Below are 24,461 nucleotides of genomic sequence, written 5' to 3'. Positions count from 1 at the left end.
ATCGTCGGCGGCCACCGTGTCGTTTCACCCCGCCGCGCACGATCACGTAGAGAATTCGAGTGATCACCGACGGGCGGAAGGCGGGGCGAGGTGCGAGGGAACGCACACAGGTATACGGCGGCCGGAACCGGGCTGCTCCTGGTGTCGACGATGGTGGCACTGGCCCACCCGATGGCCGGGGAGGCGTCGGCCGCCACCGCCCCACCGGGCGCGGCCGCGGACCCGCCCGCAGTCGGCGCCGGGCTCGACTGGGCGGCCTGTACCGACCTGGAGGCGCCCAAGGGCATCGAACTGGAGTGCGCCACCCTGCCCGTCCCCCTCGACCACCACGCCGGAGGGCGCAGCGCGGTCGTCGAGATCGCGCTGTCCCGTGTCCCCGCGCGCGCCGAAGCCACCGACGCCCTGCTGGTGAACCCCGGCGGACCTGGCAGCGGCGGGCGCTTCCTGGCCGCCCGGACGGCCGGCAGCCTCCCCGGCGACCTGCGCGACTCCTACGACGTGATCGGCTTCGATCCGCGCGGAACCGGGGCCAGCACCCCCGCCGTCGGCTGCGACCCCGACTACTTCACCGCACCCCGGCCCGACTCCGTGCCGGCCACCGCCGACGACGAGCGGCTGATGGTCAAGCGCTCGCGCACCTATGCCGAGGCCTGCGAGAGGACCGGCGGCGCGCTGCTGAACCACATGCGCACCACCGACAGCGCGCACGACCTCGACGCGATCCGCGCCGCGCTCGGCCGCGAGCGCATCGACTACCTCGGCTACTCGTATGGCACCTACCTCGGCGGCGTGTACGCCACGCTCTACCCCGAACGGGTCCGCCGCCTGGTCCTCGACAGCGTCGTCCACCCCGACCGCAGCTGGTACCAGGGCAACCTCGCCCAGAGCCGGTCGCTGGAGGCCGCCGCGGGCCGCTTCTTCGACTGGGTCGCGCGCCACGATTCCGCCTACGGCCTCGGCGACACCGCCGAGGAGGTCGCCGGACGCTACTACGCCACGCGGGAGGCGCTCCGCGCCAGGCCCGTCGACGACCGCATCGGACCCACCGAGCTGGAGTCCACCTTCCTCGTGGCCGCCTACGCCGCGCAGGCCTGGCCCTTTCTCGCGAGCGCCCTGGCCGACCTGTCCAACGACAACCGCCCGGCCCGGCTCGTCAGCGCCTTCGACCGGATGGGCGAGTCACCCGACCACGACCCGTCGTTCGCCGCCTACCTCGCCACCGAGTGCACCGACGCGCCCTGGCCGCGCTCCTGGCAGCGGTGGCGGACCGACGCCCGCGGCGTCCACGCCGACGCCCCGTTCCTCGGTTGGTACAATATCTGGTATAATGCGCCGTGCGCGTTCTGGCCGGCCGAACCGGGCGAGTGGTTCCAGGTCGACGGAGAGCGGGTGGAGAACGCCCTGCTGGTCCACGCAACCGGCGACGGCCCCACACCGGTGGGCGGCGCCTACGCGATGCACCGGCGCTTCCCGGAGGCGCGGCTGGTCATCGAGGACGGCGGGCTCTCCCACGGCGTCGCCCTGCGCGGCAACACCTGCGTGGACGACGCCGTCATCGACTACCTGCGCGAGGGGCGCCTCCCGGACGCCGGAGGGACCCCCGACGGCGGCGACCTCGTCTGCGGCGCCCGCCCCGAGCCCGAGCCGCGCAAGCCGTCGCCCGCACCGCAGCGGCAGGCGGCCCCGGACCCCGGCGTTTCGCTCGGATCGGCACCACCGAGCACGTCCGGCGCTTCCGCGGGCTTCCCCGTCATCCCGGCCATCGGCGCCCTTGCGCGGATCAACCGGTGAACGGGTCGGTAACCAGTCGATTAGGCTGGAAACGCGAGGATCACGACGGTTCGCGGCAGTGGCCGGATCCGCGGGAACGCCTCCTGGGCGCCCCCGAACGGACGACCGGAGCGGCCGCTACGAGGTGAGGTGATGCGGGTGCTGCGGACCTCGTCGGTGCGCGTCCTCGGCGAGCGCGACAGCGCCGCCGTGCACGCCCTGCTCGACGCCGACCCCGTCGGGAACGTCTTCGTCAGCTCCCGCGTGCGCGCCACCGGCCTGGACACCGGGCGACTGGGCACCGAGGTGTGGGGCTACATCGAGCGCGGTGCGCTCTCGGCGCTCTGCTACTCCGGGGCCAACCTGGTCCCCGTCGGCGCGTCACCCGCGGCCATCCGGCAGTTCTCCGACCATGCCCGCTGGCAGGGCCGCCGCTGCTCCTCCATCGTCGGACCGATCGACCAGGTCACCGACATGTGGGAACGGCTCGGCCCGGCCTGGGGCCCGGCCCGCGCGATCCGCGCCAACCAGCCGGTGCTCGAACTGAGTGAGGACCCGCACGTCCCGTCCGACCCGCTGGTGCGCCGGGTGCGGGTGAGCGAGATCGGGATGCTGGTCCCGGCCTGCGTCGCGATGTTCACCGAGGAGGTGGGGGTGCCACCGGACTCCGGCGACGGCGGCGCGCTGTACCGCGCCCGGGTCGAGGAGTTGGTGCGGACCGGGCGGGCGTTCGCGCGCATCGAGGAGGGGCGCATCGTCTTCAAGGCGGAGATCGGCGCGGTCACCCCCTACGCCTGCCAGATCCAAGGGGTCTGGGTCCACCCCGACCTGCGCGGCCGGGGGTACGCGGCAGGCGGTGTGGCGGCCGTCGCGCGCATGGCGCAGGCCGTGATCGCCCCCCGGGTCACCCTCTACGTCAACGACTACAACACCCCGGCGCGGGCCACCTACCGGCGCGTGGGGTTCCGCGAGGTGGGCGCGGTGATGTCGGTCCTGTTCTGACCCGGCGCCGCGTCCCGCCGCCGACCCCCGTGCCGTCCGCCGTCCGTCCGTTCCGGCGGCACACGGGAGCCGGGGGCGGGTCCGCCCGGAAGCCCCGGTCCCTCAGGCCCGCGGCCCCGCGCCTTCCGGGGGCGGCGCCGTCTATCCTCCCGGGGGAAGCGCCGCGGCCGTGAAGTAGCGCAGCGTCGCGTCGATGTCGGCCAGGTCCTTGGCACGCCCCAGGCGGCTCTTCCAGCGCAGGACCCGGTCGAGCGGCGCGAACGGCAGACCGTGCCGGATCTCCCGGTCGTCGATGAACTCGTCGACGGCCCACATGGAGGGGAACCAGCCGTTGAGGATCTCCAGCCGACCGTCGAACAGCAGGACGCGGGCGACGTCCTCCCAGGGGGCGGGCTGGATGGGCGCCATCGTCTGCACCAGTTCCCAGGCCGGGCCGCGCGCGACGATGTCGAGGTCGGTGATGTTGTCGCGGATGCCGTGGGCGAGGAGGGGGCCGCTGCCCGCGATGATGAAGTCCTGCCGGGGGAGATCGAGTTCTTCGAGTGCGATGAACAACGGGTGCTGATGAATTGTGATCTGTTCGGTCACCCTTGTGCTCCGTTATCCTAATGCATTTACCCCTATCGCGATGCGGACGATCACCGCTGTGAGTAACGCGACACCGATACTGGTCATCGTGCCGATGAGGAAGTACTCCGCGAATCTTTTCTGATGGCTCTGTAGTTCTGGGAATCGAGCCAGTGCCTTTATTGCGACGACGACGGCCACGGCCTCCGGCCGCCCGGCCACCACGAAGATGAAGGTGAGCGAGCGCTCCAGCCAGCCGATGACCGTGCCTGCCCCCTTCAGGGGCGCCATTTGTTCTTCGTCTACCTTTTTCAGTTCTGCGGAGAAGGGGCGAAGTATGTGTGTGACCACTTCACCCCCGACGAAGGTGGAGATCAGGAATCCGGAGATCACGATCGCCATCCCGTCATCCATGATAATCTCACCGGTCGCTTCCAGCATCTGAGGCACCCCGTACACCGCCGCGGCGGACAGAACCGTCAGTGCCGTCAGGCTTGTGGGTACGAGTGTGAACTTCTGTACCCCGTCCGGGAGGAAGATCCGCGGGGACCCCTGCATGTCCTCGTCGCCTCTGACCAGGTGTGCCAGGGCCCAGCTGGCGGCCAGGCACAGGGGGAGCAGGACCAGCGGTTTGATTGAAAGTGCAACGGGCAGCAGTGTGTAAACCGCATAACCGGTGCTCACGGCCAGTGCGACGGCCAGCCGCATGCGAATGGCCGGAATCGAATAAGGGAGCAGGATGGCGGTGATGAGGCCCAAGACGAGTCTTTCCAGCTCCATGCGGTGCTCTCTATTGTGGTTATCCGGCCACGGCGGGTCATAGATTATGGCCGGTTTCGGCCGTTTTTCCCATAGCCCGCGTTCCCCGTTTGGGAGGGGCCAAAAAAACAGGACCCCGTCGGGGTCCTGACGTGGCGGTTCACCAGCGGCTTCAGCCGCGGAACTCCGGGATGACCTTCTCCGCGAACATCTCCAGATTGCGCTTCACCGCGTCCAGCGGCAGGACGCCCTGCTGGCCCTGCATGAACAGCCCGAACCACTCCAGGTCGGGGACCTCGGCGAGCGTCTCCTCGATGCCGCGCTTGACGTCGTCCGGGCTGCCGACCAGTGCCATCCGCACCTGTGCCATCCGCCGGAAGTCGCCCTTCTCCGCGCTGATCGGCCGCCGGGCGTCGTCCTCCGCCGTGCGCAGGACCTCCAGGTAGCCGAACGGGCCGAAGAACGACGAGAAGTCGCGGTGCATGCCGGCGCCGTAGGTCGCGACGGCCTCCTCCTTGCTGCCGGCCATGCCGACGATCTTCAGGATCCCGGTGTGCTCTCCCAACCGGTAGTCGCGCCCGTGCCGGGCGGCCTCCTCCCGGTACAGCTCCGCCTTCTTGCGGTGCTCCCCCGGCAGGGGGGTGAACATCCACGGCAGGATGTCCTCCCGGGCGCAGCGTCGCACCGAGCGGTCGCTGATGGTGAACGGCTGCCACAGCTCGGGGTGCGGGTCCTGGTAGGGGCGCGGCACGACCGAGACGCGCCGGACGCGACCCTCCCCGTCCAGCTCACCGGGGGCGCCGAAGGTGCGCGTCCACTCCTGGGCCGGCCACCCCTCGATCCCGCTGTAAGGAGACGGGATCTCGTAATCCACGACATCGCTCTTATACCGCAGCGTCTCCTGTGTCCACGCCATCTTCATGATCTTCAGCAGCTCGCCGAAGACGTCGAAGTTCCGGTCGTCGCTCGCCGAGCCGTCACTGCGCGCGGCCTGCGACCGCCACCGCTGGCCCAGGACGTTGGCCCACCGCGACTGGTAGCCGCGGGCCACACCGAGGCGCAGGCGGCCCCGGCAGAAGTGGTCGAGCAGTGCCACGTCCTCCGCCGCGCGGATGGGGTCCCAGGCCGGCAGCACCAGGCCCAGCGGGGCGAGCAGGATGCGCTCGGTGCGGGCGGCGAGGTCGGCCAGGACCATCAGCGGGTTGACCGAGAACTCGAACCCCTCGGAGTGGAAGTGGTGCTCGGTGAGCATCAGCGCGTCGAAGCCGATCCGGTCGGCGTGCACGGCGATCTCCCGCACCTCGTGCAGCAGGTCCTGGTAGGCGTGCACGTCGCGCCCGATGGGCCGGTGGGCGCGGGCGTGCTCCTCGGCCGCGAACCCGGAACCGGGGATCTGCGGGTTCATGAAGATGGCGAACTTCATCGTGCCTCCAGTTCGTCGAGCCAGCGGGTGCAGACGAGCACGAACTCCTCGGGCCGCTCCTCGTGCAGCCGATGCCCCGACCCGGGCCAGCAGACCACCGCCGACCCCGGTGCGGTGAGCAGCGGCCGCTCCCACTCGGCCATGGCCGGGTCGACCCGGAACGACAGGGTGGCCTGCGCACGGCGCCGCAGATGCGTCTCGGCCTCCTCACGCGGCCCGATGGCGCCCGGATCGGTGAACATGGCCGTGAACGCCTCGGCGAGCACGTGCGGCGGGGTGGCGAGGAGCCGCCGGGTGTGCCAGGTGCGGACCCAGGACGGCGTGGCCGGCGTGGACCCCCAGGCGTCGAAGGCGAGCGCGGTCGCGGTCCCGCGCGGCCCGGCGAGCCTGTCGGCGAGGACGGGGAAGGAGTCGGCGAGCTCGGGGCCGAACCCGTAGGCGGGGTCGACCGTCACGAGGGCGGAGACGAGATCGGGGCGCTCGGTGGCCAGATGGCCGATGACCTGACCGCCCATCGAGTGGCCGACCGCGGCGACCCGATCCATGGCCGACCGCTCCAGCAGCAGGGCGAGGTCCCCGGCCATCGCGCGCGGAGTGTTCCCGCGCCGGGGAACGCCGGATGCCCCGTGCCCGCGGAGATCGGGAGCGATCACGCGACGCCGCGCGGCGAGCGCGGGGATGTGGCGCACCCACTCGTGGGAGTCGGACCCCCACCCGTGGACCAGCAGCACCGGAAGCCTACCCGGGGGGCCGGAGGACGGGTCGTCGGCCGGTCCGTCCACCGTATGGAAGATCCGCACATCGGGGAGGTCGGCGAACGGCACGGGGGCTCCTTTCCGTCGCCGCACGGCGGAACCCGCTTCGGTTTCCGCCCACGCCAACGGTAACCCGCCAGAAGCAACCAAGCAATTGCTTGGCTCGATCTCTCGAAGGGACGTGCGGGAGTGGAACCGGGGGACCGCCGAGCGGCCTTCTCCGCGGTGCCCCCTCATCTCATCCGTTGATCTCGGAGATATCGGGGTGAAAATCGGCCGCGAGACCCCGATATCTCCGAGATCAACGAAGGAAGGGGCGGGAACGTGCGCGCGTGGTTCGGGGCGGTCTCAGAACACCACGACGGACCGGACGACCTCGCCCGCGCGCACCTGGTCGATCGCGTCGTTGATGTCGTCGAGGCCCACCTGCTCGCTGATCAGGCCGCCGGGGTCCAGGCGCCCGGAGCGGCACAGGTCGACCAGTCGGGGGAGGTCGGCGGCGGGGGAACCGTCACCGCCCTGGCAGCCCATCAGGCGGCGCGAGGCGAAGAGCGCGCCGGTCGGGACGGCCGCGGTGGAGCCGGGCGGCGGGCTGCCGACCATGACCGTGGTGCCTCCGGGCCGGGTCGCCGCCAACGCGGCGGCCAGTACCGACGGGACGCCGGTGACGTCGAACGCGTGGTCGGCACCGTCCGGAAGCAGGTCGCGGACGCGCGTGCCCAGGTCGGCCGGGTCGGAGGCGGCGCTGATCGGCAGCGTGTCGGTGGCGCCGAACAGTTCGGCCGCGGTGAGCTTCGGCCGCGCGATGTCGGCCGCGATGACGCGCGACGCACCCGCCAGCACCGCGCCCTGCACGACGCTGAGGCCGACGCCGCCGCAGCCCACCACCAGCACGGTCGCGCCCGCCTCGACCCGGGCCGTGTTGAGCACCGCGCCGACCCCGGTCACCACGGCGCAGCCGAGCACCGACATCGCCACGAGGTCCGCTTCGCCGGAGAGCCCGACGAGCTGCCGCTCGTGCACCACCGCGTACTCGGCGAACGCGCCGATACCCAGGTAGGGGCGGATGGCCTCACCGTCCAGCCGCAGCCGGGTGGAACCGTCGGGCATGAGCCCCATGATCGCCCGCAGCCGCGCGCCGTCCGTGCACAGGTGGCCCCCGCCGCGGCCGCACATCCGGCACCGGCCGCACGACCTGTTCAGCGCGATCAGCACCGGGTCGCCGGGGGCGAAGGCGGTCACGCCGGCACCCACCGCCTCGACCGTGCCCGAGCTCTCGTGTCCGCAGACGACGGGTGGTCCGGCCACGACCGGGCTCGCGCCGTCCACGGCCTTGAGGTCGGATCCGCACACTCCGGACGCCGCGACCCGCACCCGGACCTCTCCGGGGCCGGGGTCCGCCACTTCGACTTCGCGGACCTCCAGCGGGGCGCCGAACTCGGCCAGGACCGCCGCGCGCATCTTCATCGTGGTCACCTTCCGTGCTCCCCTCCCGGTTCGATCCAGGCGGCCTTGAGGGTGAGCCACTCGTGCAGCCCGCGCACCCCGTTCGCCGGGTAGTTGCCGCTCTGCTTGTGCCCGCCGAAGGGGACCGCCCAGTGCAGTCGGCGGTAGGTGTTGATCCAGACCGTTCCCGCCCGGAGGGCGGCGATGGCGCGGTGAGCGCGGTCGAGGCTGCGCGTCCATGCCCCGGCGGCCAGGCCGTAGCGGGTGTCGTTGGCGATCGCGTAGGCCTCGCCCTCGGACCGGAAGGGGATCGCCACGGCCACCGGACCGAAGATCTCCTCCTGGCAGATCCGCAGCCCGTTGTCGGGGGCGGCCAGGAGCGTGGGCTCGACCCAGTAGCCGCCCGCGAGCGCCGGCCGCCCGGCCGCGTCCGCGCCGGTCCGGCCGCCGAAGAGCGGCTTCGCGCCCTCCTGCGGCCCGAGCTCCAAGTACCCGCGCACCCGGTCGTACTGTCCGGCGAACGCGATCGGCCCCATGTCGGTGGCGGGGTCGCGGGGGTCGCCCAGGCGGATGGCGGCGGCGCGGCCGCGCAGGCGCTCGGTGAACTCGTCGAACACGGTGTCGTGGATGAGGATGCGCGACCCGGCCACGCAGGACTGCCCGGCTCCGCCGGTGTAGATCCCCGCGGCCACGCCGCGCGCGGCGGCGTCCAGGTCGGCGTCGTCGAAGACGATGTTCGGTGACTTGCCGCCGAGCTCCAGGGTGACGTCCTTGAGGTCGGCCGACGCGCGCCGGACGATCCGGCGTCCGGTGTCGGTGGAGCCGGTGAAGTGCAGTTTGGCGACGTCGGGGTGGTCGACCAGGGCGGCGCCGGCGGTGGGTCCGGTGCCGCACACGACGTTGACCAGGCCGGGCGGGAGGTCGGCCGCGGCGAACAGCTCGCAGGCGGCCAGGATCGAGCAGGCGGCCTGTTCGGCGGGTTTGACCACGACGGTGTTCCCGGCGGCCAGCGCGCCGGAGACCTTGGCGAAGAACATGGCCAGCGGGGCGTTCCAGGGGATGATGACGCCCGCGACGCCGTAGGGCTCGTGGACGGTGAAGTTGACGGATCGGCCCAGGTGGATGGTGTCTCCGGTGATCTTGTCGGCGAGGCTCGCGTTGTACCGGATGTTCATCGCGCCACCGGGGACGTCGCCGCCCTGCGTCTCCTTGAGGACCCGCCCGTTGTCGCGGCTCTCGATGGCGGCCAGCTCGCCGGTGCGCGCGAGCACCGCTTCGGCCCATCGGTGCAGCAGGGCGGCGCGCTGCGGGGGAGGGGTGGCGCGCCAGCCGGGGAAGGCGTGCCGGGCGGCGGCGACCGCGTCGTCGATGTCGGCCGCGTCGGAGGCGGGGACACGCGCCCAGACCCGGCCGGTCGCGGGGTCGACGCTGTCCAGCCACTCTCCGCCGCGGGCGGGGCGGAACTCCCCGGCGATGAAGTTGCAGTAGTCGGTGAGGGCGCTCGGTGCGGTCATCGTCCATGGCCTCCCGGGGCGGTGTGGGCTGCATCCTAAACCGAGTGCCAAGCGAGCGCTAGGTTCATTGTGGGAGTGGGCGATGGTGCGGGTGGGCGGCCCGAGGAAGGGAAGGGGGGCGGCGAGAGCGTCCCACGCCATACCCCCCTGGGACGCACACCACCGCCGTGAACTGCGGAAACCGCCAGGAGACGGGGTAAACCGGACGTAAACTCGCAAATAGCGGTCGCCGTTTGCCCGCGACCCCTGAACACCGGCCGCCGGAGAGAGTGAACATGACGCACGGTGTCTATATCGCGTCCAGCGACGCGGAAAGCGACAAGGCGACGATCGCGCTCGGCATGGCCGAGCTGCTGTCGAGCACGGTGGGCTCGATCGGGGTGTTCCGCCCGGTCGTCGACGCGTCCGGGCGCGACTCCGTCATCGAGACGCTGCGCCGCCGCTTCAAGCTCAAGGCCAACTACTCGGACTGCGTCGGCGTCACCTACGACGAGGTCCACGCCGACCCCGACTCCGCCATGGCCGCGATCATGCGCTCCTACCGCGCCCTGGCGGCGCGCTGCTCGGCCGTGGTCGTGGTCGGCACCGACTACACCGACGTCGGCGCCCCCACCGAGTTCACCTTCAACGCCCGGGTCGCCGCCAACCTCGCCACCCCCGTCCTGCTGGTCGTCTCGGGCGCCGAGCGCGACTACACCGAGATCCGCGACGCCACCGGCCTCGCCCGCCAGGAGCTCGCGCGCGAACACGCCACCCGGCTCGCCACGGTGGTCGACCGCGTCGACCCGGGGCGCGCCGAGTCGCTGCGCAAGGAACTCGACGGTGCCGCCTACGTGCTGCCCGAGGTCCCCGGCCTGAGCGCCCCGACCGTGCGCGACCTGCAGCGCGCGTGCGACGGCCGACTCATCTTCGGCGAGGAGAAGCGGCTCGGCCGCGAGACCTCCGGCCTGGTGGTCGCCGCTATGTCGCTGCCCAACGTGCTCGACCGGATGGAAGCCGACCGCCTCGTCATCATGGCCGCCGACCGCGCCGGCGCGATGCTGCCCGCGCTGATCGCCGCCCACCACTCCACCGACTTCCCGTCGGTCGCCGGAGTCGTGCTGACCGGTGAGATCTACATGTCCGAACCGGTCTTCCGCCTGCTCGCCGGCATGGACGTCCGGCTGCCCGTGATCGCCACCGACCAGGACACCTTCTCCACCGCCACCCGCCTGGCCGCCGTCCGGGGCGGGATCACCCCCGGCGCGGAGGGCAAGATCGAGTCGGCGCTGGCGGCCTTCGCCGAGGCCGTCGACGGCGAGGCGCTGCTGGAGCGGCTCCAGGTCGCGCGCACCGAGACGGTGACCCCGCTGATGTTCGAGCACACGCTGCTGGAGCGGGCGCGGTCCGACCGCAAGCGCATCGTGCTGCCGGAGGGCACCGAGGAGCGCGTGCTGCGCGCCGCCGATCTGCTGCTGCGCCGCGACGTCGCCGACCTGGTCCTCCTCGGCTCCCCACGCGAGGTCAACGCCAAGGCCTCCGACCTCGGTTTCGATCTGAGCGCGGTCACCATCATCGACCCCGACACCTCCGACCTGCGGGAGAGGTTCGCCGCGGAGTACGCGCGGCTGCGCGCCCACAAGGGCGTCACCAAGGAACTGGCCATGGACACCGTCGGGGAGCTGTCCTACTTTGGCACCCTGATGGTGCAGTGTGGGCTCGCCGATGGCATGGTGTCGGGCGCTGCGCACACGACGGCGCAGACCATCCGGCCATCGTTCGAGATCCTGCGCTCGTCGCTGGTGTCCAGCGTGTTCTTCATGTGCCTGGCCGACCGGGTGCTGGTCTACGGTGACTGCGCCGTGAACCCCGACCCCACCGCCGAGCAGCTCGCCGACATCGCCATCGACTCGGCCGCCACCGCCGAGCAGTTCGGCGTGGAGCCGCGCGTGGCGATGCTGTCCTACTCCACCGGCGCCTCGGGGTCCGGAGCCGGGGTGGACAAGGTGCGCACCGCCACCGAGCTGGTCAAGGAGCGCCGCCCCGACCTGCTGGTCGAGGGACCGATCCAGTACGACGCCGCGATCGACCCGGGGGTCGCGCGGACCAAGATGCCGGACAGCCTCGTGGCCGGGCGTGCGACCGTGTTCGTCGTGCCCGACCTGAACACGGGCAACACCCTGTACAAGGGCGTGCAGCGGAGCGCGGGGGCCGTGGCGATCGGCCCGGTGCTGCAGGGGCTGCAGAAGCCGGTCAACGACCTGTCACGGGGCGCCACCGTGCAGGACATCGTCAACACCGTGGCGATCACCGCCGTCCAGGCCCAAGGAACACAAGGAAGTGGTTCATGAGCCACGTGCTCGTTCTCAACAGCGGATCGTCGTCGATCAAGTACCAGCTCCTCGACATGGCGCAGGGCACCCCGGTCGCCTCCGGCATCGTGGAGCGGATCGGTGAGGGGCGGAGCAGCCTCACCCACAAGGTCCCGGCCGCCGACCCCGGGGGAGAGACCCGCAGGTACGAGCGCACCGAGCCCTACGCCGACCACGAGGCCGGGTTGAAGGCGGTCCTGGACGCGTTCGCCGCGGCCGGGCCGGACCTGGACGCAATCCGGCCGGCCGCGGTCGGGCACCGGGTGGTGCACGGTGGCGACCGCTTCGGCGGGGCGGTCCTCGTCGACGACGGGGTGGAGAGCGCGATCGAGGAACTGGCCCCGCTCGCACCCCTGCACAACCCGGCCAACCTCGCCGGGATCCGGGGCGCGCGCAAGGCGTTTCCGAACGTGCCGCAGGTGGCGGTGTTCGACACGGCGTTCCACCAGACCCTGCCCCCCGCCGCCTACACCTACGCCGTGCCCGAGGAATGGCGGACCGGGCACAAGGTGCGCCGCTACGGCTTCCACGGCACCTCGCACGCCTACGTCTCGCGGCGCGCGGCCGCGATCCTCGGCCAGGACCCGGCGGACACCAACGTCATCGTGCTGCACCTCGGCAACGGCGCCAGCGCCACCGCCATCGAGAGCGGCCGCAGCGTCGAGACCTCCATGGGCCTGACCCCGCTGGAGGGCCTGGTCATGGGCACCCGCAGCGGTGACGTCGACCCCTCCCTCCCCGCCTACCTGGCGCGCAACGCCGGGATGTCGGCCGCCGAGGTCGACACCGCGCTCAACAAGCGAAGCGGGGTGCTGGCGCTGGCGGGCGCCAACGACATGCGCGAGGTCTGGCGCATGGTCGACGAGGGGCACGAGGGTGCCCGGTTGGCCGTGGACGTCTACTGCCACCGCCTGCGCAAGTACATCGGCGCCTACTACGCGGTGCTCGGCAGCGTCGACGCCCTGGTCTTCACGGCCGGCGTCGGCGAGAACGACGAGCGCGTGCGGGCGGGGGCCGTGGCCGGCCTGGAGCGCCTGGGCCTGCGGATCGACCCGGCGAAGAACGACGGCCTGGTGCGCGGCACCGAGCAGGTCATCTCCCCGGAGGGCGCGGAGGTCCCGGTCATGGTGATCCCGACCGACGAGGAGCTGGAAATCGCGGTCCAGTCCCTGGAGCTGCTGGGCCGCTGAGACCCTGAACCACCGCCCCCTGATCGAGAGGTCGGAGGGACGCGCGCAAGGCCCCGGCCCGCCGCCCCGGCGGGCCGGGGCCTTGCGTGTGCCGGGCGGCCTCCTCCGCCGACCCGGTCGCCCGCCCACCGGCCGGACGACCGGCGCCCCGGCCCCCACCGCCTTCGGCGCCACCTTCCGCCGCATATCGCAAAGGCCGATCACCGACAAGGCCGACCGGCGGGCCTGGATTTCTCGTCGGAATTCTGTTGAATTCTGTAGTGATATTCGGAATTCGCGATCATGTGTTATACATGGTCGCGTCCGTATTGGGGCGCACGACTTGTCGGCCTATCGCTTACCTGGCGTAGGACGTAGAAAAGAGGAAGACCCCTCATGAGCTTCTGGAAGAACTTCGGTGCGGTGGTGGGTGCGGCGGTGGTCGCCGGTGCGATGTCGACCGGGGCCGCGCACGCCGGGGTGCAGGACGGTGTCGACGCCGGCGCTGCCGCCTCGGTCTACAAGCTCACCGTCGTCCCCGGTTCGATGACCGACCCGCAGTGGCCGCTGGACTGGTCGAAGGCCGAGTCGGCGACGCTGACCTGCGACCCGGCGGGCGGTTCGCACCCCCAGGCGGAGAAGGCGTGTGAGCTCATCGCGGAGTCCGGATCCATCGCCCGCATCGCCCAGGGTGCGTACTGTCCGAGGATCTACTCCCCGGTCACCGCGTTCTCCGTGGGGTCGGAGAAATACCGCGAGACCTACTCCAACCGGTGGTGCCTGAACTCCGACAAGGGAGCGGTCTTCCAGTTCTAGGGGCGGCTACTTCTCCTTGTCGTTGAATTCCTGGTAGGCCGTGACGACCTCGTCGGTGGGGCCGTCCATGACCAGTTCGCCGCGCTCCAGCCACAACACCCGGTCGCAGGTGTCCCGGATGGACTTGTTGCTGTGGCTTACCAGGAAGACGGTTCCGGCTTTCTCCCGCAGTTCGCGGATGCGCGCCTCGGATCGCTTTCGGAAGGCGGCGTCGCCGGTGGCCAGGGCCTCGTCGACCATCAGAACGTCGTGGCTCCTGGCCGCCGCGATCGCGAACCGCAGGCGCGCCGACATCCCGGAGGAGTAGGTGCGCATCGGAAGCGAGCCGAAGTCGCCCTTGTCGTTGATACCGGAGAACTCCAGGATGCCGTCGTACTTCTCGCGCACCTGTTCCGGCGTCATCCCCATGGCGAGGCAGCCGAGGATCACGTTGCGCTCACCGGTGAGATCGTTCATCAGTGCCGCGTTCACGCCGAGGAGCGAGGGCCGGCCGGCCGTGTAGACGTGGCCGCTCGCGGGTGGCAGCAGCCCGGCGATGGCGCGCAGCAGGGTGGACTTGCCGGAGCCGTTGGAGCCGATCAGGCCGATCGCCTCGCCGCGATGGGCGGTGAAGCCGACGCCCCTGACCGCATGCACCGTCCGCGCTCCGGTGGCGCGCCGTCGGGTGAGGATGCGCGCGAGGGCCGCGGTGGCGCCGCCGCCGCGGTCGACCTTGCCGCCGCCCGCTCCGTGGACCCGGTAGGTGACGTGCAGGTCGTCGACGATGACGGTCGGCGGGGCCGGTGCGGCCCCGGGGGCGGTCGGCTCGGCGGGGGGGAGGGTCTGCTGGTCAGTCACGGCCGTAGCGCTCCTCTGCCATCCAGAAGTAGACGAAGCCGCCGACGGCCGCCGTGAGCGCCCAGGCCAGGGCGATGGCCCACACGTGCGGGGGCAGCTGTGCGGCGGTGAAGCTGTCGATGAGGGCGAACCGCATCAGGTCGATGTAGATCGCCGCGGGGTTGAGGTCGAGGAGGGTGCGGACGGCCGCCGGGGCGTGCGCCGCCATGTGGGCGATCGAGTACATGACCCCGGACGCGTACATCCATGTCCGCAGCACGAACGGCATCAGCTGGGCGAGGTCGGTGATCGTGCTGCCGAGCCGGGCGACGATCAGCGCCAGGCCGGTGTTGAACAGCGACTGGATGGCGAGCACGGGGACCGCCAGCAGCCAGGACCACTGCGGGACCTGCCCCATCGCCAGCACGATGGCCAGCAGGACCAGCATCGACACCAGCAGCTGGCGGAGCTGGACCAGTGTCAGGGCGATGGGCAGTGCGGCGCGGGGGAAGTGCAGGGCGCGGATGAGGCTGAGGTTGCCGGAGACGGCGCGGACGCCGCTGAGCACGGAGGATTGGGTGAAGGTGAAGATGAAGACGCCGGTGACCAGGAAGGGGATGAAATCGGGGACCCCGCGGCTGGTGCCGATCAGCAGACCGAAGATGAGGTAGTACACCGCCGCGTTGAGCAGCGGCGTCATGACGTGCCAGAGTCCGCCCAGCCGGGCGCCGCTGTACTTGGTGGTGGACTTCGCCCTGGCGAACTCGCTGATGAAGTGCCGGTGGCCCCACAACCGGCGAACGTAGTCGAGCAGCCCGGGGCGGGCGCTGGAGTCCGTGAGGCCGTGGAGTGCCGCGAGTGCCGCGGGGCTCACGGCCTGCTCTGCCGAGTCTGCCGGTACTGCTTGTGTGCTCACTGCGGATGGGCCCTCGAAGGTGGTGGAAGAGCGGTCGACCGCCCCAGCGATGGGACGCAACCGTTTCGTCGATACGTGAGCGTACGCGACACATCGATAGAACGCAACCGTTTCGTCGTCGCGCTCGGCTAGGGTAGGGGCATGTCCGCCGCCGCGATACCCGAGAAGGACGAACAGTCGGTGAACCGGTCGGGGAAGGAACCGGTGCAGGCGAAGCCGCCGCGCCGCCGCTCCCCGGCCGGAGCCGCCGTGCTCCAGGAGGACGTCACCCAGGCCATCCGCGCCGCGGTCTTCGCCGAGCTCGCCGCCGTGGGGTACGGGCGGTTGTCGATCGAGGCGGTCGCCAAACGCGCCGGAGTCGGCAAGACGGCGGTCTACCGGCGCTGGAACTCCAAGCTGCCGATGGTCATCGACGTGGTCTCGGTCGCCGCGGCCCAGGTCACCCCGGTGCCCGACACCGGTTCGCTCTACGGCGACGTGCGCGACCTGCTGGAGGCCGGGGCCTATGCGCTGCGGCATCCCCTGGCGTCCCAGATCGTTCCCGACCTGCTCGCCGAGGCCGCGCGCAACCCCGAGATCGCCCGGACGCTGGAGACCGCGATCCGCGACACCCAGCAGAACATCAGCTCCGTGGTGATCCGCAACGCGGTGGAGCGTGGCGAGCTGCCCGAGGGCACCGACGTGGACCTGGCGTTCGACATGATCCTGGGCCCGCTGTACTGGCGGCTCGCCGTGACGCGCGGCGCCGCGGCGGCCGACTACCTCGACCGCCTCGCTCACGCGGCGACGGCCGCGCTGGGGAGTGCGCGCGTGTAGGCGCCCGGCCGCCTCGTCGGGGACCCGGCGCCCCCGGCGCGGGGCGTCCCGGCGGATGGCGCGGGGCGAGAGTGGTCACTCTGAGTGTTTGGCCGTGAAAATTCGGTAGTCTTCCGCTGTGGCGCGTTCGTCGTGCCGCCCCATGGCCGGTCAGTGCAGGACAGTGCAGGAAAGGGGAAGGGAAACCCGATGAGGATTCGGCACACTCTCGCGGTCGCCGGTGCCTTCGCGCTCGCGGCGCCTCTCGTCACCGGAGCGGCCCATGCCGCGCCGCAGGGGGTGGACGGCCAGGGCGCCGATATCTACCACATCGCCGTCGTCCCGGGGTCGCAGTCCGACCGGGGGCGGTCGCTGGAGTGGGAAGGGGCCCGCAGCGCGGTGCTGACCTGCAACCCGGCGGGTGGCACCCACTCGCAGGCGCGCCACGCGTGCGAGGACATCGACGCCTTCGGTTCCATCGCCGGCATCCCGGCGCGGGGCGAGATCTGCCCCCTCAGCTACGACCCGGTCACGGCGTTCGCCCAGGGAGCCGAGCGGTACGCGGAGACCTTCCCCAACGAATGCGTGCTGCGCGACTCCACCCGCGCGGTGTTCCACTTCTGAGGGGTCGGAGCCGGGCGACGGACGACTGCGGGGACGACGCGTGTGCGCCGCCCCCACGGTGATGTGCGGCCCGGTGTCAGGCGATCGCGCGCCGCTCCGCGGCGGCGTCGCCGAAGACCGGCGTGTCGGCGATCAGTGCCCGGGTGTAGTCGTGCTGCGGGGCGGACACGACCTCGCCCACCGGCCCGTACTCCACGATCCGGCCCTTGTTCAACACCGCGACCTGCTGGGCGATGTTGGACACCAGCGCGATGTCGTGCGTGACGAACAGCAGGGACAGCCCGTCGTCCTGCAGTCCGCGCAGCAGCTGCACGATCTCCGCCTGCACCGACACGTCCAGCGCCGAGGTGATCTCGTCGCAGACGAGCATGTCGGGGCCGGTGGCGATCGCGCGGGCGATGGACACCCGCTGCCGCTCGCCGCCGCTCAGCTGCTCGGGGAAACGGTCCCCGTAGGCCGCCGGGAGCGCGGCGCGCCGGAGCGCGTCGGCCACGGCGGCGTCGGGGTCGGCGACCTTTCCCTGCAGGTGCGTGACCGGCCCCAGGATCAGGTCGCGCACCCGCTTGCGGGGGTTCAGGGCCTCGTAGGGGTTCTGGAAGATGTACTGCACCCGGCGCCGCTGCTCCGGTGTACGCCGGTAGCTGCTGGGCGGCAGTTCGTCACCGTCGAACGTCACGTTCCCGGTGAACTGGTGGTGCAGCCCTGCGATGGCGCGCGACAGGGTGGTCTTGCCCGAACCGGACTCGCCGAGCAGGGCGACGCACTGGCCGGGCATGACGTCCAGGTCGATGCCTTCCAGCACCACCGTCCTGCCGTAGCTGGCCTGCAGGTTGCGGACGTGCAGCAGGGGCGCGTCGGACAGGTCGGCGGTGCCGGAGGCGTCGGCGGTGTGCCCGTCCGTCTTCATCCGGGGCACGGCGCGCAGCAGCTTGCGCGTGTAGGGGTGCCGCGGGTCGGCGAACACCTCGGCCGCCCGGCCCCGTTCCACGACGTCGCCGCGGTACATGACCGCGATGTCGTCGGCCAGCTCGGCCACCACCGCCATGTCGTGGCTGATGTAGACCCCGGCCGTGCCGTAGTCGCGGGTCATCTGGCGGATGGTCTCCACCACGTGCGACTGGGTGGTGACGTCCAGGCCGGTCGTGGGCTCGTCCAGGACGATGAGGTCGGGGCGGCCCACGAACGCCATCGCGATGGCCACGCGCTGCTGCTGCCCGCCCGACAGCTGGTGCGGGTAGCGGGCCAGGAACGCGTCGTCGTCGGGCAGCACGACCTCGCGCAGCACCTCCCGGACCCGGTCCATGGCCGGCATCGCGGCCTCGTCCCAGTTGTGCAGCGCCTCGCCCAGCTGGGTGCGCAGCCGCAGCGCGGGGTTGAGCGCCGAGGCCGGCGACTGCGGGATGTAGGCGACCTTCCGCCCGCGGAGCCGCTGGATCTCGGTCGGCGTTCGGCCGACCAGCGAGGTGCCGGAGACCGTGATGTCCCCGCGGACGACCTCGGTGGCGCGCTTGCAGTGGGCCAGCAGGGACAGTCCGAGCGTGGTCTTGCCGGAGCCGGACTCGCCGACCAGGCCGAGGATCTCGCCGCGCCGCACCCGCAGGGTGATGTCGGAGATGATCTCGACGTCGGACGGGCGGCCGATGACGGTCAGGCCCTGGACGTCCAGGGCGATGTCGGCGGCGGGCTTGGCGGCCCCCGCGGGTTTCGCTGACGGTGCTGTCATCACTTCTCCACCCCTCGGTCGATGCCGATGGACGCCCGGGAGAGTCCGTCGGTGATGAGGTTCGCGCCGATGGTCAGGATCGCGACCGCGGCCACCGGCAGGGCGACCGCCCACGGCTGGACCGTGATGGCGACCCGGTTCTCGTTGATCATCAGGCCCCAGTCGGCGATGGGCGGCTGCAGGCCCATGCCGAGGAAGCTGAGGGTGGCGATGAGGCCGACCGAGTAGGTGATCCGCAGGCCCAGCTCCACCAGCAGCGGGCTGGTGATGTTGGGCAGGATCTCGGTGGCCATGATGCGCGCCCGGGGCAGGCCGATGGCCTCGGCGGCCTTGACGAAGTCCTGCTCGACCACCTTCAGCGTGGCCTCGCGGGCGACCCGGGCGACGCGGGAGGCGTGGGACACGGCGATGAGCACCATGATCAGCCACACCTTGGGGCCGATGATGGACATCACCAGCAGGGCCAGGACCAGCTGCGGGAAGGCGAGCATCATGTCGTTGGCGCGCATGACGAACTCGTCGGTCCTGCCGCGGAGGTAGCCGGCCACGATGCCCAGGACCGCGCCGGCCGTCACGCCGGCGAGCGCCGAGACGACGGCGATCGAGATCAGGGTGTAGCCGCCGTGCAGGAAGCGGCTGAGGACGTCGCGCCCGAACTGGTCGGTGCCGAACAGGGCCCCCTCCACGTCGGTGGAGTTGGGCGTGCCCACGAACTCGGTGGGGCTGTACGGGCTGACCAGGGGGCCGACCACCGCGATCAGGACGATGAGTCCGGCCAAGAGGACGCCGACCCGGGTGCGCCCGTGCCCCCAGGCGGTCCGGATCAGGCCGGGGCGCCTGGCGGGGGTGGGCGGGGCCGACGCGGCGGGGGTCACAGTGCTGCTCATCGGGACGACACCCTCACCTTCGGGTTGGCGGCCAGGCCCACGACGTCGGCGAGCAGGTTGACGACGATGTAGACGACCGCGATCAAGAGCGTCACCGCCTGGATGACCGGGATGTCGCGGGTGTCGATCGCGTCCATCAGCGCCAGGCCGATGCCCGGGAAGCGGAACAGGAACTCGATGGCGACCACACCGCCGGCGAGCCAGCCCAGCTGGAGCGCGATGACCTGGGCGACCGGGCCGATCGCGTTGGGGCCCGCGTGGCGCAGGATCACGGTGCGCTCGGGCAGGCCCTTGAGCCGGGCCTGCTGGACGTACTCGCTCTCCAGCACCTCGATCATCGAGGCGCGCATCATCCGGATGATCGGCGGGCTGACCGCCAGCACGAGCGTCGCCACCGGCAGCACCAGCTGCCGGGGGTCGCGCATGACGTCGCTCGCGCTCCCGGCGTAGACGGCCGGGAACAGCTGCAGCCATCCGGTGGAGAAGGCGAGGATCAGCAGGATGCCGACGGCGAACTCGGGGATCGCCGCCAGGATCAGCGTCGCCATCGAGGTGCCGTGGTCCAGGGCGCGGTCGCGCCGCAGCGCGCTGTAAGCGCCCAGCAGCAGCGAGATCGGGGTCGCCACCAGGGCCGCGATCGCCATCAGCGACAGGCTCGCGGTGACGCGCGGCGCCAGGTGGTCGGCGACCGGCATGTTGGCCGCGTACGACATGCCGAGGTCGAAGGTGAAGATCCCGGCGATCCAGCTGCCGTACTGGACGGCCAGGGGGTCGTTCAGCCGGAGCTGGTCGCGCAGCGCCGCGAGGCGCTCGGGGGTGGCCTCACGGCCGAGCATGGCCTGAGCGGCGTCCCCAGGCAGCGCCTGCGTCGCCAGGAACACCACGAGTGAGACCACGAACAGGGTCACTAACCCGTAGAAGAGGCGGTGCAGGATCAGGCGTATCATCGTTGGTCACTCTCTGGCGGAGTCTTCGTGGGCGGCCGGTCGCGTCAGTCGTCGATCCGGACCCGGCGGAACCCGTAGGAGGTCAGCGGGTGACCGGTGACCGAGGGCTCCAGGCCCTTCACCTTCTTGTGGAAGCCGTCGACGGTGTTGACGAAGCCCCAGACGATGTAGCCGCCGCGCTCGTACTCGATCTCCATGGCCTCCTTGAGGATCTCCGCGCGCTCGTCGTCGTCGACGGTGCCCCGGGCCTTCTGGATGAGCTCGATCCACTCCTCGTCGTCCCAGTGGGTCTCGTTGTAGGCGGCGTCGGGCATGGAGCCCTGGGCGGCCTGCGCGAGGTAGTTGCGGCTGCTCCAGTAGTCCTGGGCGAAGGTCCACTGCAGGTAGTTGTCGCCGAAGAACTCGGTGGAGGTCACCTGCTTGAGGTCGACCGTGACCCCGGCCTTCTTGGCCTGCTCCTTGAAGACCTGGGCCGCGCCCACGGCACCGGGGCTGATCTCTCCGGTGACCAGCTCGACCTCCAGGCCGTCGGAGTAGCCGGCCTCCGCCAGCAGCTTCTTGGCCTCCTCGATGTCCTGCTCCCGCTGCGGCAGGTCGTCGTTGTAGCCGGGGTCGAAACGGCTGTACATGTCGTTGCCGACGCTGCCGTAGCCGGACAGGGCCTGCTCGACCATCTCCTCGCGGTCCACGATGAGCCGGAAGGCCTGGCGGACCCGGACGTCGTCGAAGGGCTCCTGGTCGACGCGCATGGTGAACGGCAGCCACATGCCGGTCTCGGAGTCGAGGATGTCCAGGTTGTCGTCCGCCTCCACGACCTTGATCTGACTGTGCGGCAGCTGGCTGATCACGTCGACCTGCCCGCCGACCAGCGCGTTGACCCGGGCGGTCTCGTCGGGGAAGTTGAGGATCTCCAGCTCGTCGATGTGCGGCTCGCCGTCGCGCCAGTACTGCTCGTGCTTCACGAACAGGCTGCGCTCGCCCGGGGTGAACTCGGAGAACTTGAAGGGGCCGGCGCCGACCGGGTTCTGCGGGTCGTAGCCCTCCGGGACGATGCCCACGCCGTACTCGGCGAAGACCTCCAGCAGGTTGACGTAGGGATCGGTGAACGGCAGCTCGACCGTGAGCTCGTCGACCTTCTCCATGTTGTCGCGGTCGAGCGTGGCGAACTGCTCCGCGGTGCTGCCCGGGTCGTCGGGGTCGGTGATGCGGTTGAGCGTGAAGATGACGGCGTCGGCCGTGACGTCGGAGCCGTCGTGGAACTTCAGCCCCTCCTTGAGCTTGACGGTCCACATCGTGGCGTCGTCGTTGGGCTCGACCGACTCGGCGAGCACCATCTCGATGGAGTAGTCGGGGTTGAAGCCGCACAGGCCGTCGTAGAGGTTGTAGACGCGAGCGATGTCGGTGTTGTCGGTGGCCTTGTGCGCGTCCAGGGTGTCCTTGGCGGAGCCGCCGGCGACACCGACCCGGAGCCGCCCGCCTTCGGTGCCGCCCGAGTCGCCACCGCCGCAGGCGGACAGGGCGGGCAGGACGGCGGCTCCGGCGGCACCGGCCATCAGGACGGTGCGGCGGCTGGGCGCGGGGGTCGAGTGCGGGCGGTGGTCGGGCAGGGGCAGAGACGGCACTGGGGACCTCGTTCAGCCGGGGACAGGAGTGCGGGCACGGCACCAGGCGGCGGCCCCGTGCGGAGAGCCGACCGGGTGACGGGGGGATGAGCCCTGTGGGTGGGGGCGGCGCGCGCCGAGAAGCACCGCGGTCGGGGTCCACCGTGCGCACGGTTCGTGGTGAACGCAGGTCATGGTGGGCCCAGTCCGCGGCGCGCACGGCTCGCGCCAGACCTTGTAGATGTTCACCAGCCCCGATTCCTACGTCAAACCGTGTTCATCTGGTTACGATGAGTGCGAGTCGTGTCCGATCGGAGCATTTCGGGATGTGTCGGATTCGTGCGCGGAAGCGTTGGTGAGCAGCGGGGTTGGGCGTGTGGGGGAGTGGCGCCGTGTGGTCGGTGCGCATTGCGGAAAAGCGTGCGCCGGAGCCCCGAAAGCGCGTCTCGGGGCTCCGGCGGCGTGACGCAATCGATGTCGTCAGGTAGCGAAACCTTGTTGTTTAAGGTTGATTTGTGGGTTTTTGTCGCATATCAAGCGACTGCTTGGTTGGCGAGCGCCTCCGGCCCCATGACGAACTCCGGGTCCACCTGCGTCGCCAGATCGGCGCCGGTCGCCCGGTCCGCCCACGCGCGGGCGTTGCGCAGGTGGAACTCCACGCCCTGCCGGGTGAAGCGAGCCCAGTCCTTGGGCGTCGCGTCCACGGTGTCGCGCATCCAGGCGAGCGTCTTGAGGTTGTCCCCCTCCAGCCGGTCCAGCGGCGGGTGCTGCCCCTTCTCCATCGCGCGCACGAACCGCGACCGGCCGAAGCAGGCGGCGAGCGCGTCGCCGACCTGCTCCCGCAGGAACTCCACGTCCTCGGCGTCCTGGACCTTGTTGCCGATGACCCGGATGGCGACGCCGTGATCGCGGGCGTAGTCGGCGTACTGGCGGTACACACCGACGCCGCGCACCGTCGGCTCGGCCACCAGGAACGTCACGTCGAAGCGGGTGAACAGCCCCGACGCGAAGGAGTCCGCCCCGGCCGTCATGTCCACCACCACGTACTCCCCGGGGCCGTCGACGAGATGGTTGAGGTAGAGCTCGGCCGCGCCGATCTTGGAGTGGTAGCAGGCGACGCCCAGATCGCTCTCCTCGAACGGGCCGGTGGCCATGAGGGTGGCACCCCCCGCCGGGCACCCGAAGCGGCGGTGGAGGGGATTGGCGGCCGAGAGGTCGAGCAGCAGGGAGCCGCGCCCCGGCGGTGTCGTCTTGACCATCTCGTCGACGGATCCGATGCGCGGGTTGTCGCCCCGCAGCAGCTCCTTGATCTCGCGGACGTGTGCCCCCAGCGGGGGCACACGGGCCGACGCGCCGTCCTCGACGCCGAGCGCGGCGCCGAGGTTCTGGTTGATGTCGGCGTCGATCGCCACCACCGGGAGTCCGGTGTCGGCGAGGTAGCGGGTGAACAGGGCGGAGAGCGTGGTCTTCCCGCTACCGCCTTTACCGGCGAATGCGATTCGCACCTGGGGCCTCTTCCGTTTCCGTTTCGGGTGTACAGCCGGTCGGGATCCCCGGCGGGCGTGCGGCGGTGCCCGCGGGAAGCGGGTGGCCCGGTCGGGCCGGGCGCGACCGCTCGGAGGGCGGGCCGGATGTGCCGTGGGGGCGCCGCGGGAGCGCGCGGCCGGAACCGCGGCGGACGCGGGCGCCGCCGGGGGCATCCCGATGGAAACGATTATCGTTGCACATTCGGAGTGGTGACGGTGATTTCACCGGATCGTGTCGTTACCGATCCGCCGCGGCCGCGGCGGATCGGGCCGGTTGTGGCCGCGCCCGGCCGCCCGGACCGGGCGATTGCCACGAACTTGCTGGTCAGAGGTGATTTCGTGAAGCGGCGACCGTTTCCTTTGTCGTATCGCGATGGGACACGTGGCCATGTTTTGTGGGGTATGCGAGATCATCGGGGCCGCCGTGTGCTGTCCTGTTCATGGTGCGCCGTTGTCTAAGGTGAGGCCATCGGCCACAGCCGGGTGATGGGAGTGACACGGGGATGACCGATTCGCAGCGACTCCGGGAGTACGCCGCTGCCGACCCCTTCGACGCGCCCACGCTAGAGGCGACCGAGCTCGCCGAACCGGCCACCGACCACACGGTGTGGAGCTGCGTCGGAAACCTGACCGCCGTCCGTTCCATCCGCGCCCGGGTGCGCGACTTCCTCACCGGCACCGGCATCCCCACCCCCCTCCTCGACGACGCCGAACTCGCCGCGAGCGAACTGGCCACCAACGCGCTGCTGCACTCGCGCTCCGGCCAGGTGGGCGGAGTCATGACGCTGTTCATCCGCCGCGACAGCGACCGTGTCCGCGTCGCCGTCGCCGACCAGGGCGAAAAGAGCGACGGCGCGGCCTCCGGCGGCCACAGTCGCGAGGGGCACGGGGACTACGGCCGCGGCAAGCTCATCATCGAGAGCTGCACCTCGCGCAGCGGCGAGTACCGCACCGACAGCACGCACGTGGCGTGGTTCGAGATCGACGTCCCCGACCCGGGCGGGTCCCCCGGCGCCGGCTGAGCCCGCCGCCCCCGGCGGGCGGGCCGGTCGGC

21 protein-coding genes are annotated in these 24,461 nt (G+C 71.2%); 8 read left to right on the top strand and 13 right to left on the bottom strand.

Annotation, left to right across the window (positions count from 1 at the left end; all coding sequences use genetic code 11):
• Positions 1-150 precede the first annotated feature (150 nt).
• Positions 151-1,791: an alpha/beta hydrolase gene (locus tag HNR23_RS15090; RefSeq protein WP_184080361.1), complete on the top strand. Its 1,641-nt coding sequence runs from the start codon at positions 151-153 to the stop codon at positions 1,789-1,791.
• Positions 1,792-1,929: 138 nt separating this feature from the next.
• Positions 1,930-2,772: a GNAT family N-acetyltransferase gene (locus HNR23_RS15085; protein ID WP_184080359.1), complete on the top strand. Its 843-nt coding sequence runs from the start codon at positions 1,930-1,932 to the stop codon at positions 2,770-2,772.
• Positions 2,773-2,913: 141 nt separating this feature from the next.
• Here HNR23_RS15085 and HNR23_RS15080 read toward each other — a convergent pair whose 3' ends face one another.
• The 6 genes from HNR23_RS15080 to HNR23_RS15055 all read right to left on the bottom strand — a co-directional run bounded on the left by HNR23_RS15080 (position 2,914) and on the right by HNR23_RS15055 (position 9,236).
• Positions 2,914-3,360: a hypothetical protein gene (locus HNR23_RS15080; protein WP_343070571.1), complete on the bottom strand. Its 447-nt coding sequence runs from the start codon at positions 3,358-3,360 to the stop codon at positions 2,914-2,916.
• Between the two features lie 12 nt (positions 3,361-3,372).
• Positions 3,373-4,119 carry a hypothetical protein gene (locus HNR23_RS15075; RefSeq protein WP_184076180.1) on the bottom strand — a complete coding sequence of 249 codons (747 nt, stop codon included), beginning with the start codon at positions 4,117-4,119 and terminating at the stop codon, positions 3,373-3,375.
• Between the two features lie 151 nt (positions 4,120-4,270).
• Complete coding sequence (locus HNR23_RS15070) at positions 4,271-5,521, bottom strand: LLM class flavin-dependent oxidoreductase (protein WP_184076179.1); 1,251 nt, start codon at positions 5,519-5,521, stop codon at positions 4,271-4,273.
• On the bottom strand, positions 5,518-6,345 hold the full coding sequence (locus HNR23_RS15065; protein WP_343070570.1) for an alpha/beta fold hydrolase: 828 nt from the start codon (positions 6,343-6,345) through the stop codon (positions 5,518-5,520). The genes HNR23_RS15070 and HNR23_RS15065 overlap by 4 nt, the downstream gene beginning before the upstream one ends.
• A 279-nt stretch (positions 6,346-6,624) precedes the next feature.
• Entirely contained in the window at positions 6,625-7,743 is a 1,119-nt protein-coding gene (locus HNR23_RS15060) for an alcohol dehydrogenase catalytic domain-containing protein (protein WP_184080355.1), read from the bottom strand.
• Between the two features lie 5 nt (positions 7,744-7,748).
• Complete coding sequence (locus tag HNR23_RS15055; RefSeq protein ID WP_184076177.1) at positions 7,749-9,236, bottom strand: aldehyde dehydrogenase family protein; 1,488 nt, start codon at positions 9,234-9,236, stop codon at positions 7,749-7,751.
• A 275-nt stretch (positions 9,237-9,511) separates the two neighbouring features.
• Between HNR23_RS15055 and pta the strand changes: the two genes are divergently transcribed.
• The 3 genes from pta (at position 9,512) to HNR23_RS15040 (ending at position 13,572) form a co-directional block, all read left to right on the top strand.
• Positions 9,512-11,566, top strand: coding sequence for a phosphate acetyltransferase (pta, locus tag HNR23_RS15050; protein WP_184076176.1), 2,055 nt, complete (start codon positions 9,512-9,514; stop codon positions 11,564-11,566).
• A complete protein-coding gene (locus tag HNR23_RS15045) occupies positions 11,563-12,777 on the top strand; it encodes an acetate kinase (RefSeq protein ID WP_184076175.1) in 1,215 nt (404 codons plus the stop codon). The genes pta and HNR23_RS15045 overlap by 4 nt, the downstream gene beginning before the upstream one ends.
• Before the next feature lie 375 nt (positions 12,778-13,152).
• The gene (locus HNR23_RS15040) at positions 13,153-13,572 is read left to right on the top strand and encodes an SSI family serine proteinase inhibitor (protein WP_184076174.1); all 420 of its coding nucleotides are present in this window, start codon (positions 13,153-13,155) and stop codon (positions 13,570-13,572) included.
• 6 nt (positions 13,573-13,578) lie between these two features.
• On the opposite strand, the gene HNR23_RS15035 is transcribed toward HNR23_RS15040, so the two are convergent.
• Positions 13,579-14,409, bottom strand: a complete 831-nt coding sequence (locus HNR23_RS15035; protein WP_184076173.1) for an ABC transporter ATP-binding protein — start codon at positions 14,407-14,409, stop codon at positions 13,579-13,581.
• Positions 14,402-15,262 carry an ABC transporter permease gene (locus HNR23_RS15030; RefSeq protein WP_343070569.1) on the bottom strand — a complete coding sequence of 287 codons (861 nt, stop codon included), beginning with the start codon at positions 15,260-15,262 and terminating at the stop codon, positions 14,402-14,404. The genes HNR23_RS15035 and HNR23_RS15030 overlap by 8 nt, the downstream gene beginning before the upstream one ends.
• A gap of 183 nt (positions 15,263-15,445) precedes the next feature.
• Here HNR23_RS15030 and HNR23_RS15025 point away from each other — a divergent pair, with 183 nt between their 5' ends.
• A complete protein-coding gene (locus HNR23_RS15025) occupies positions 15,446-16,120 on the top strand; it encodes a TetR/AcrR family transcriptional regulator (RefSeq protein WP_184076171.1) in 675 nt (224 codons plus the stop codon).
• Positions 16,121-16,309: 189 nt separating this feature from the next.
• Positions 16,310-16,723: an SSI family serine proteinase inhibitor gene (locus tag HNR23_RS15020; protein ID WP_184076170.1), complete on the top strand. Its 414-nt coding sequence runs from the start codon at positions 16,310-16,312 to the stop codon at positions 16,721-16,723.
• A 76-nt stretch (positions 16,724-16,799) separates the two neighbouring features.
• On the opposite strand, the gene HNR23_RS15015 is transcribed toward HNR23_RS15020, so the two are convergent.
• The 5 genes from HNR23_RS15015 to HNR23_RS14995 all read right to left on the bottom strand — a co-directional run bounded on the left by HNR23_RS15015 (position 16,800) and on the right by HNR23_RS14995 (position 23,386).
• Complete coding sequence (locus tag HNR23_RS15015; RefSeq protein WP_184076169.1) at positions 16,800-18,446, bottom strand: ABC transporter ATP-binding protein; 1,647 nt, start codon at positions 18,444-18,446, stop codon at positions 16,800-16,802.
• Entirely contained in the window at positions 18,446-19,333 is an 888-nt protein-coding gene (locus HNR23_RS15010) for an ABC transporter permease (RefSeq protein ID WP_184076168.1), read from the bottom strand. Before HNR23_RS15010 ends, HNR23_RS15015 begins: the two co-directional genes overlap by 1 nt.
• Positions 19,330-20,280 carry an ABC transporter permease gene (locus HNR23_RS15005; RefSeq protein WP_184076167.1) on the bottom strand — a complete coding sequence of 317 codons (951 nt, stop codon included), beginning with the start codon at positions 20,278-20,280 and terminating at the stop codon, positions 19,330-19,332. The genes HNR23_RS15010 and HNR23_RS15005 overlap by 4 nt, the downstream gene beginning before the upstream one ends.
• Before the next feature lie 44 nt (positions 20,281-20,324).
• Positions 20,325-21,902 carry an ABC transporter substrate-binding protein gene (locus tag HNR23_RS15000; RefSeq protein WP_394353779.1) on the bottom strand — a complete coding sequence of 526 codons (1,578 nt, stop codon included), beginning with the start codon at positions 21,900-21,902 and terminating at the stop codon, positions 20,325-20,327.
• 512 nt (positions 21,903-22,414) lie between these two features.
• Entirely contained in the window at positions 22,415-23,386 is a 972-nt protein-coding gene (locus HNR23_RS14995; RefSeq protein WP_184076166.1) for a nucleotide-binding protein, read from the bottom strand.
• Positions 23,387-23,910: 524 nt separating this feature from the next.
• Between HNR23_RS14995 and HNR23_RS14990 the strand changes: the two genes are divergently transcribed.
• On the top strand, positions 23,911-24,429 hold the full coding sequence (locus HNR23_RS14990) for an ATP-binding protein (protein ID WP_184076165.1): 519 nt from the start codon (positions 23,911-23,913) through the stop codon (positions 24,427-24,429).
• The last annotated feature ends 32 nt before the right edge of the window (positions 24,430-24,461 follow it).

The organism is Nocardiopsis mwathae, from assembly GCF_014201195.1.
Taxonomy (GTDB): domain Bacteria; phylum Actinomycetota; class Actinomycetes; order Streptosporangiales; family Streptosporangiaceae; genus Nocardiopsis_C; species Nocardiopsis_C mwathae.
This window is presented reverse-complemented; position numbering and strand designations above follow the sequence as displayed.

What these genes read in the sequence shown, in the direction of transcription:
- HNR23_RS15045 (WP_184076175.1), top strand. Translation starts at nt 11,563, where the DNA reads ATGAGCCACGTGCTCGTTCTCAACAGCGGATCGTCGTCGATCAAGTAC.
- HNR23_RS15070 (WP_184076179.1), bottom strand. Translation starts at nt 5,521, where the DNA reads ATGAAGTTCGCCATCTTCATGAACCCGCAGATCCCCGGTTCCGGGTTC.
- HNR23_RS15020 (WP_184076170.1), top strand. Translation starts at nt 16,310, where the DNA reads ATGAGGATTCGGCACACTCTCGCGGTCGCCGGTGCCTTCGCGCTCGCG.
- HNR23_RS15010 (WP_184076168.1), bottom strand. Translation starts at nt 19,333, where the DNA reads ATGAGCAGCACTGTGACCCCCGCCGCGTCGGCCCCGCCCACCCCCGCC.
- HNR23_RS14990 (WP_184076165.1), top strand. Translation starts at nt 23,911, where the DNA reads ATGACCGATTCGCAGCGACTCCGGGAGTACGCCGCTGCCGACCCCTTC.
- HNR23_RS15040 (WP_184076174.1), top strand. Translation starts at nt 13,153, where the DNA reads ATGAGCTTCTGGAAGAACTTCGGTGCGGTGGTGGGTGCGGCGGTGGTC.
- HNR23_RS15060 (WP_184080355.1), bottom strand. Translation starts at nt 7,743, where the DNA reads ATGAAGATGCGCGCGGCGGTCCTGGCCGAGTTCGGCGCCCCGCTGGAG.
- pta (WP_184076176.1), top strand. Translation starts at nt 9,512, where the DNA reads ATGACGCACGGTGTCTATATCGCGTCCAGCGACGCGGAAAGCGACAAG.
- HNR23_RS15005 (WP_184076167.1), bottom strand. Translation starts at nt 20,280, where the DNA reads ATGATACGCCTGATCCTGCACCGCCTCTTCTACGGGTTAGTGACCCTG.
- HNR23_RS15015 (WP_184076169.1), bottom strand. Translation starts at nt 18,446, where the DNA reads ATGACAGCACCGTCAGCGAAACCCGCGGGGGCCGCCAAGCCCGCCGCC.
- HNR23_RS15055 (WP_184076177.1), bottom strand. Translation starts at nt 9,236, where the DNA reads ATGACCGCACCGAGCGCCCTCACCGACTACTGCAACTTCATCGCCGGG.
- HNR23_RS15075 (WP_184076180.1), bottom strand. Translation starts at nt 4,119, where the DNA reads ATGGAGCTGGAAAGACTCGTCTTGGGCCTCATCACCGCCATCCTGCTC.
- HNR23_RS15090 (WP_184080361.1), top strand. Translation starts at nt 151, where the DNA reads ATGGTGGCACTGGCCCACCCGATGGCCGGGGAGGCGTCGGCCGCCACC.
- HNR23_RS15025 (WP_184076171.1), top strand. Translation starts at nt 15,446, where the DNA reads ATGTCCGCCGCCGCGATACCCGAGAAGGACGAACAGTCGGTGAACCGG.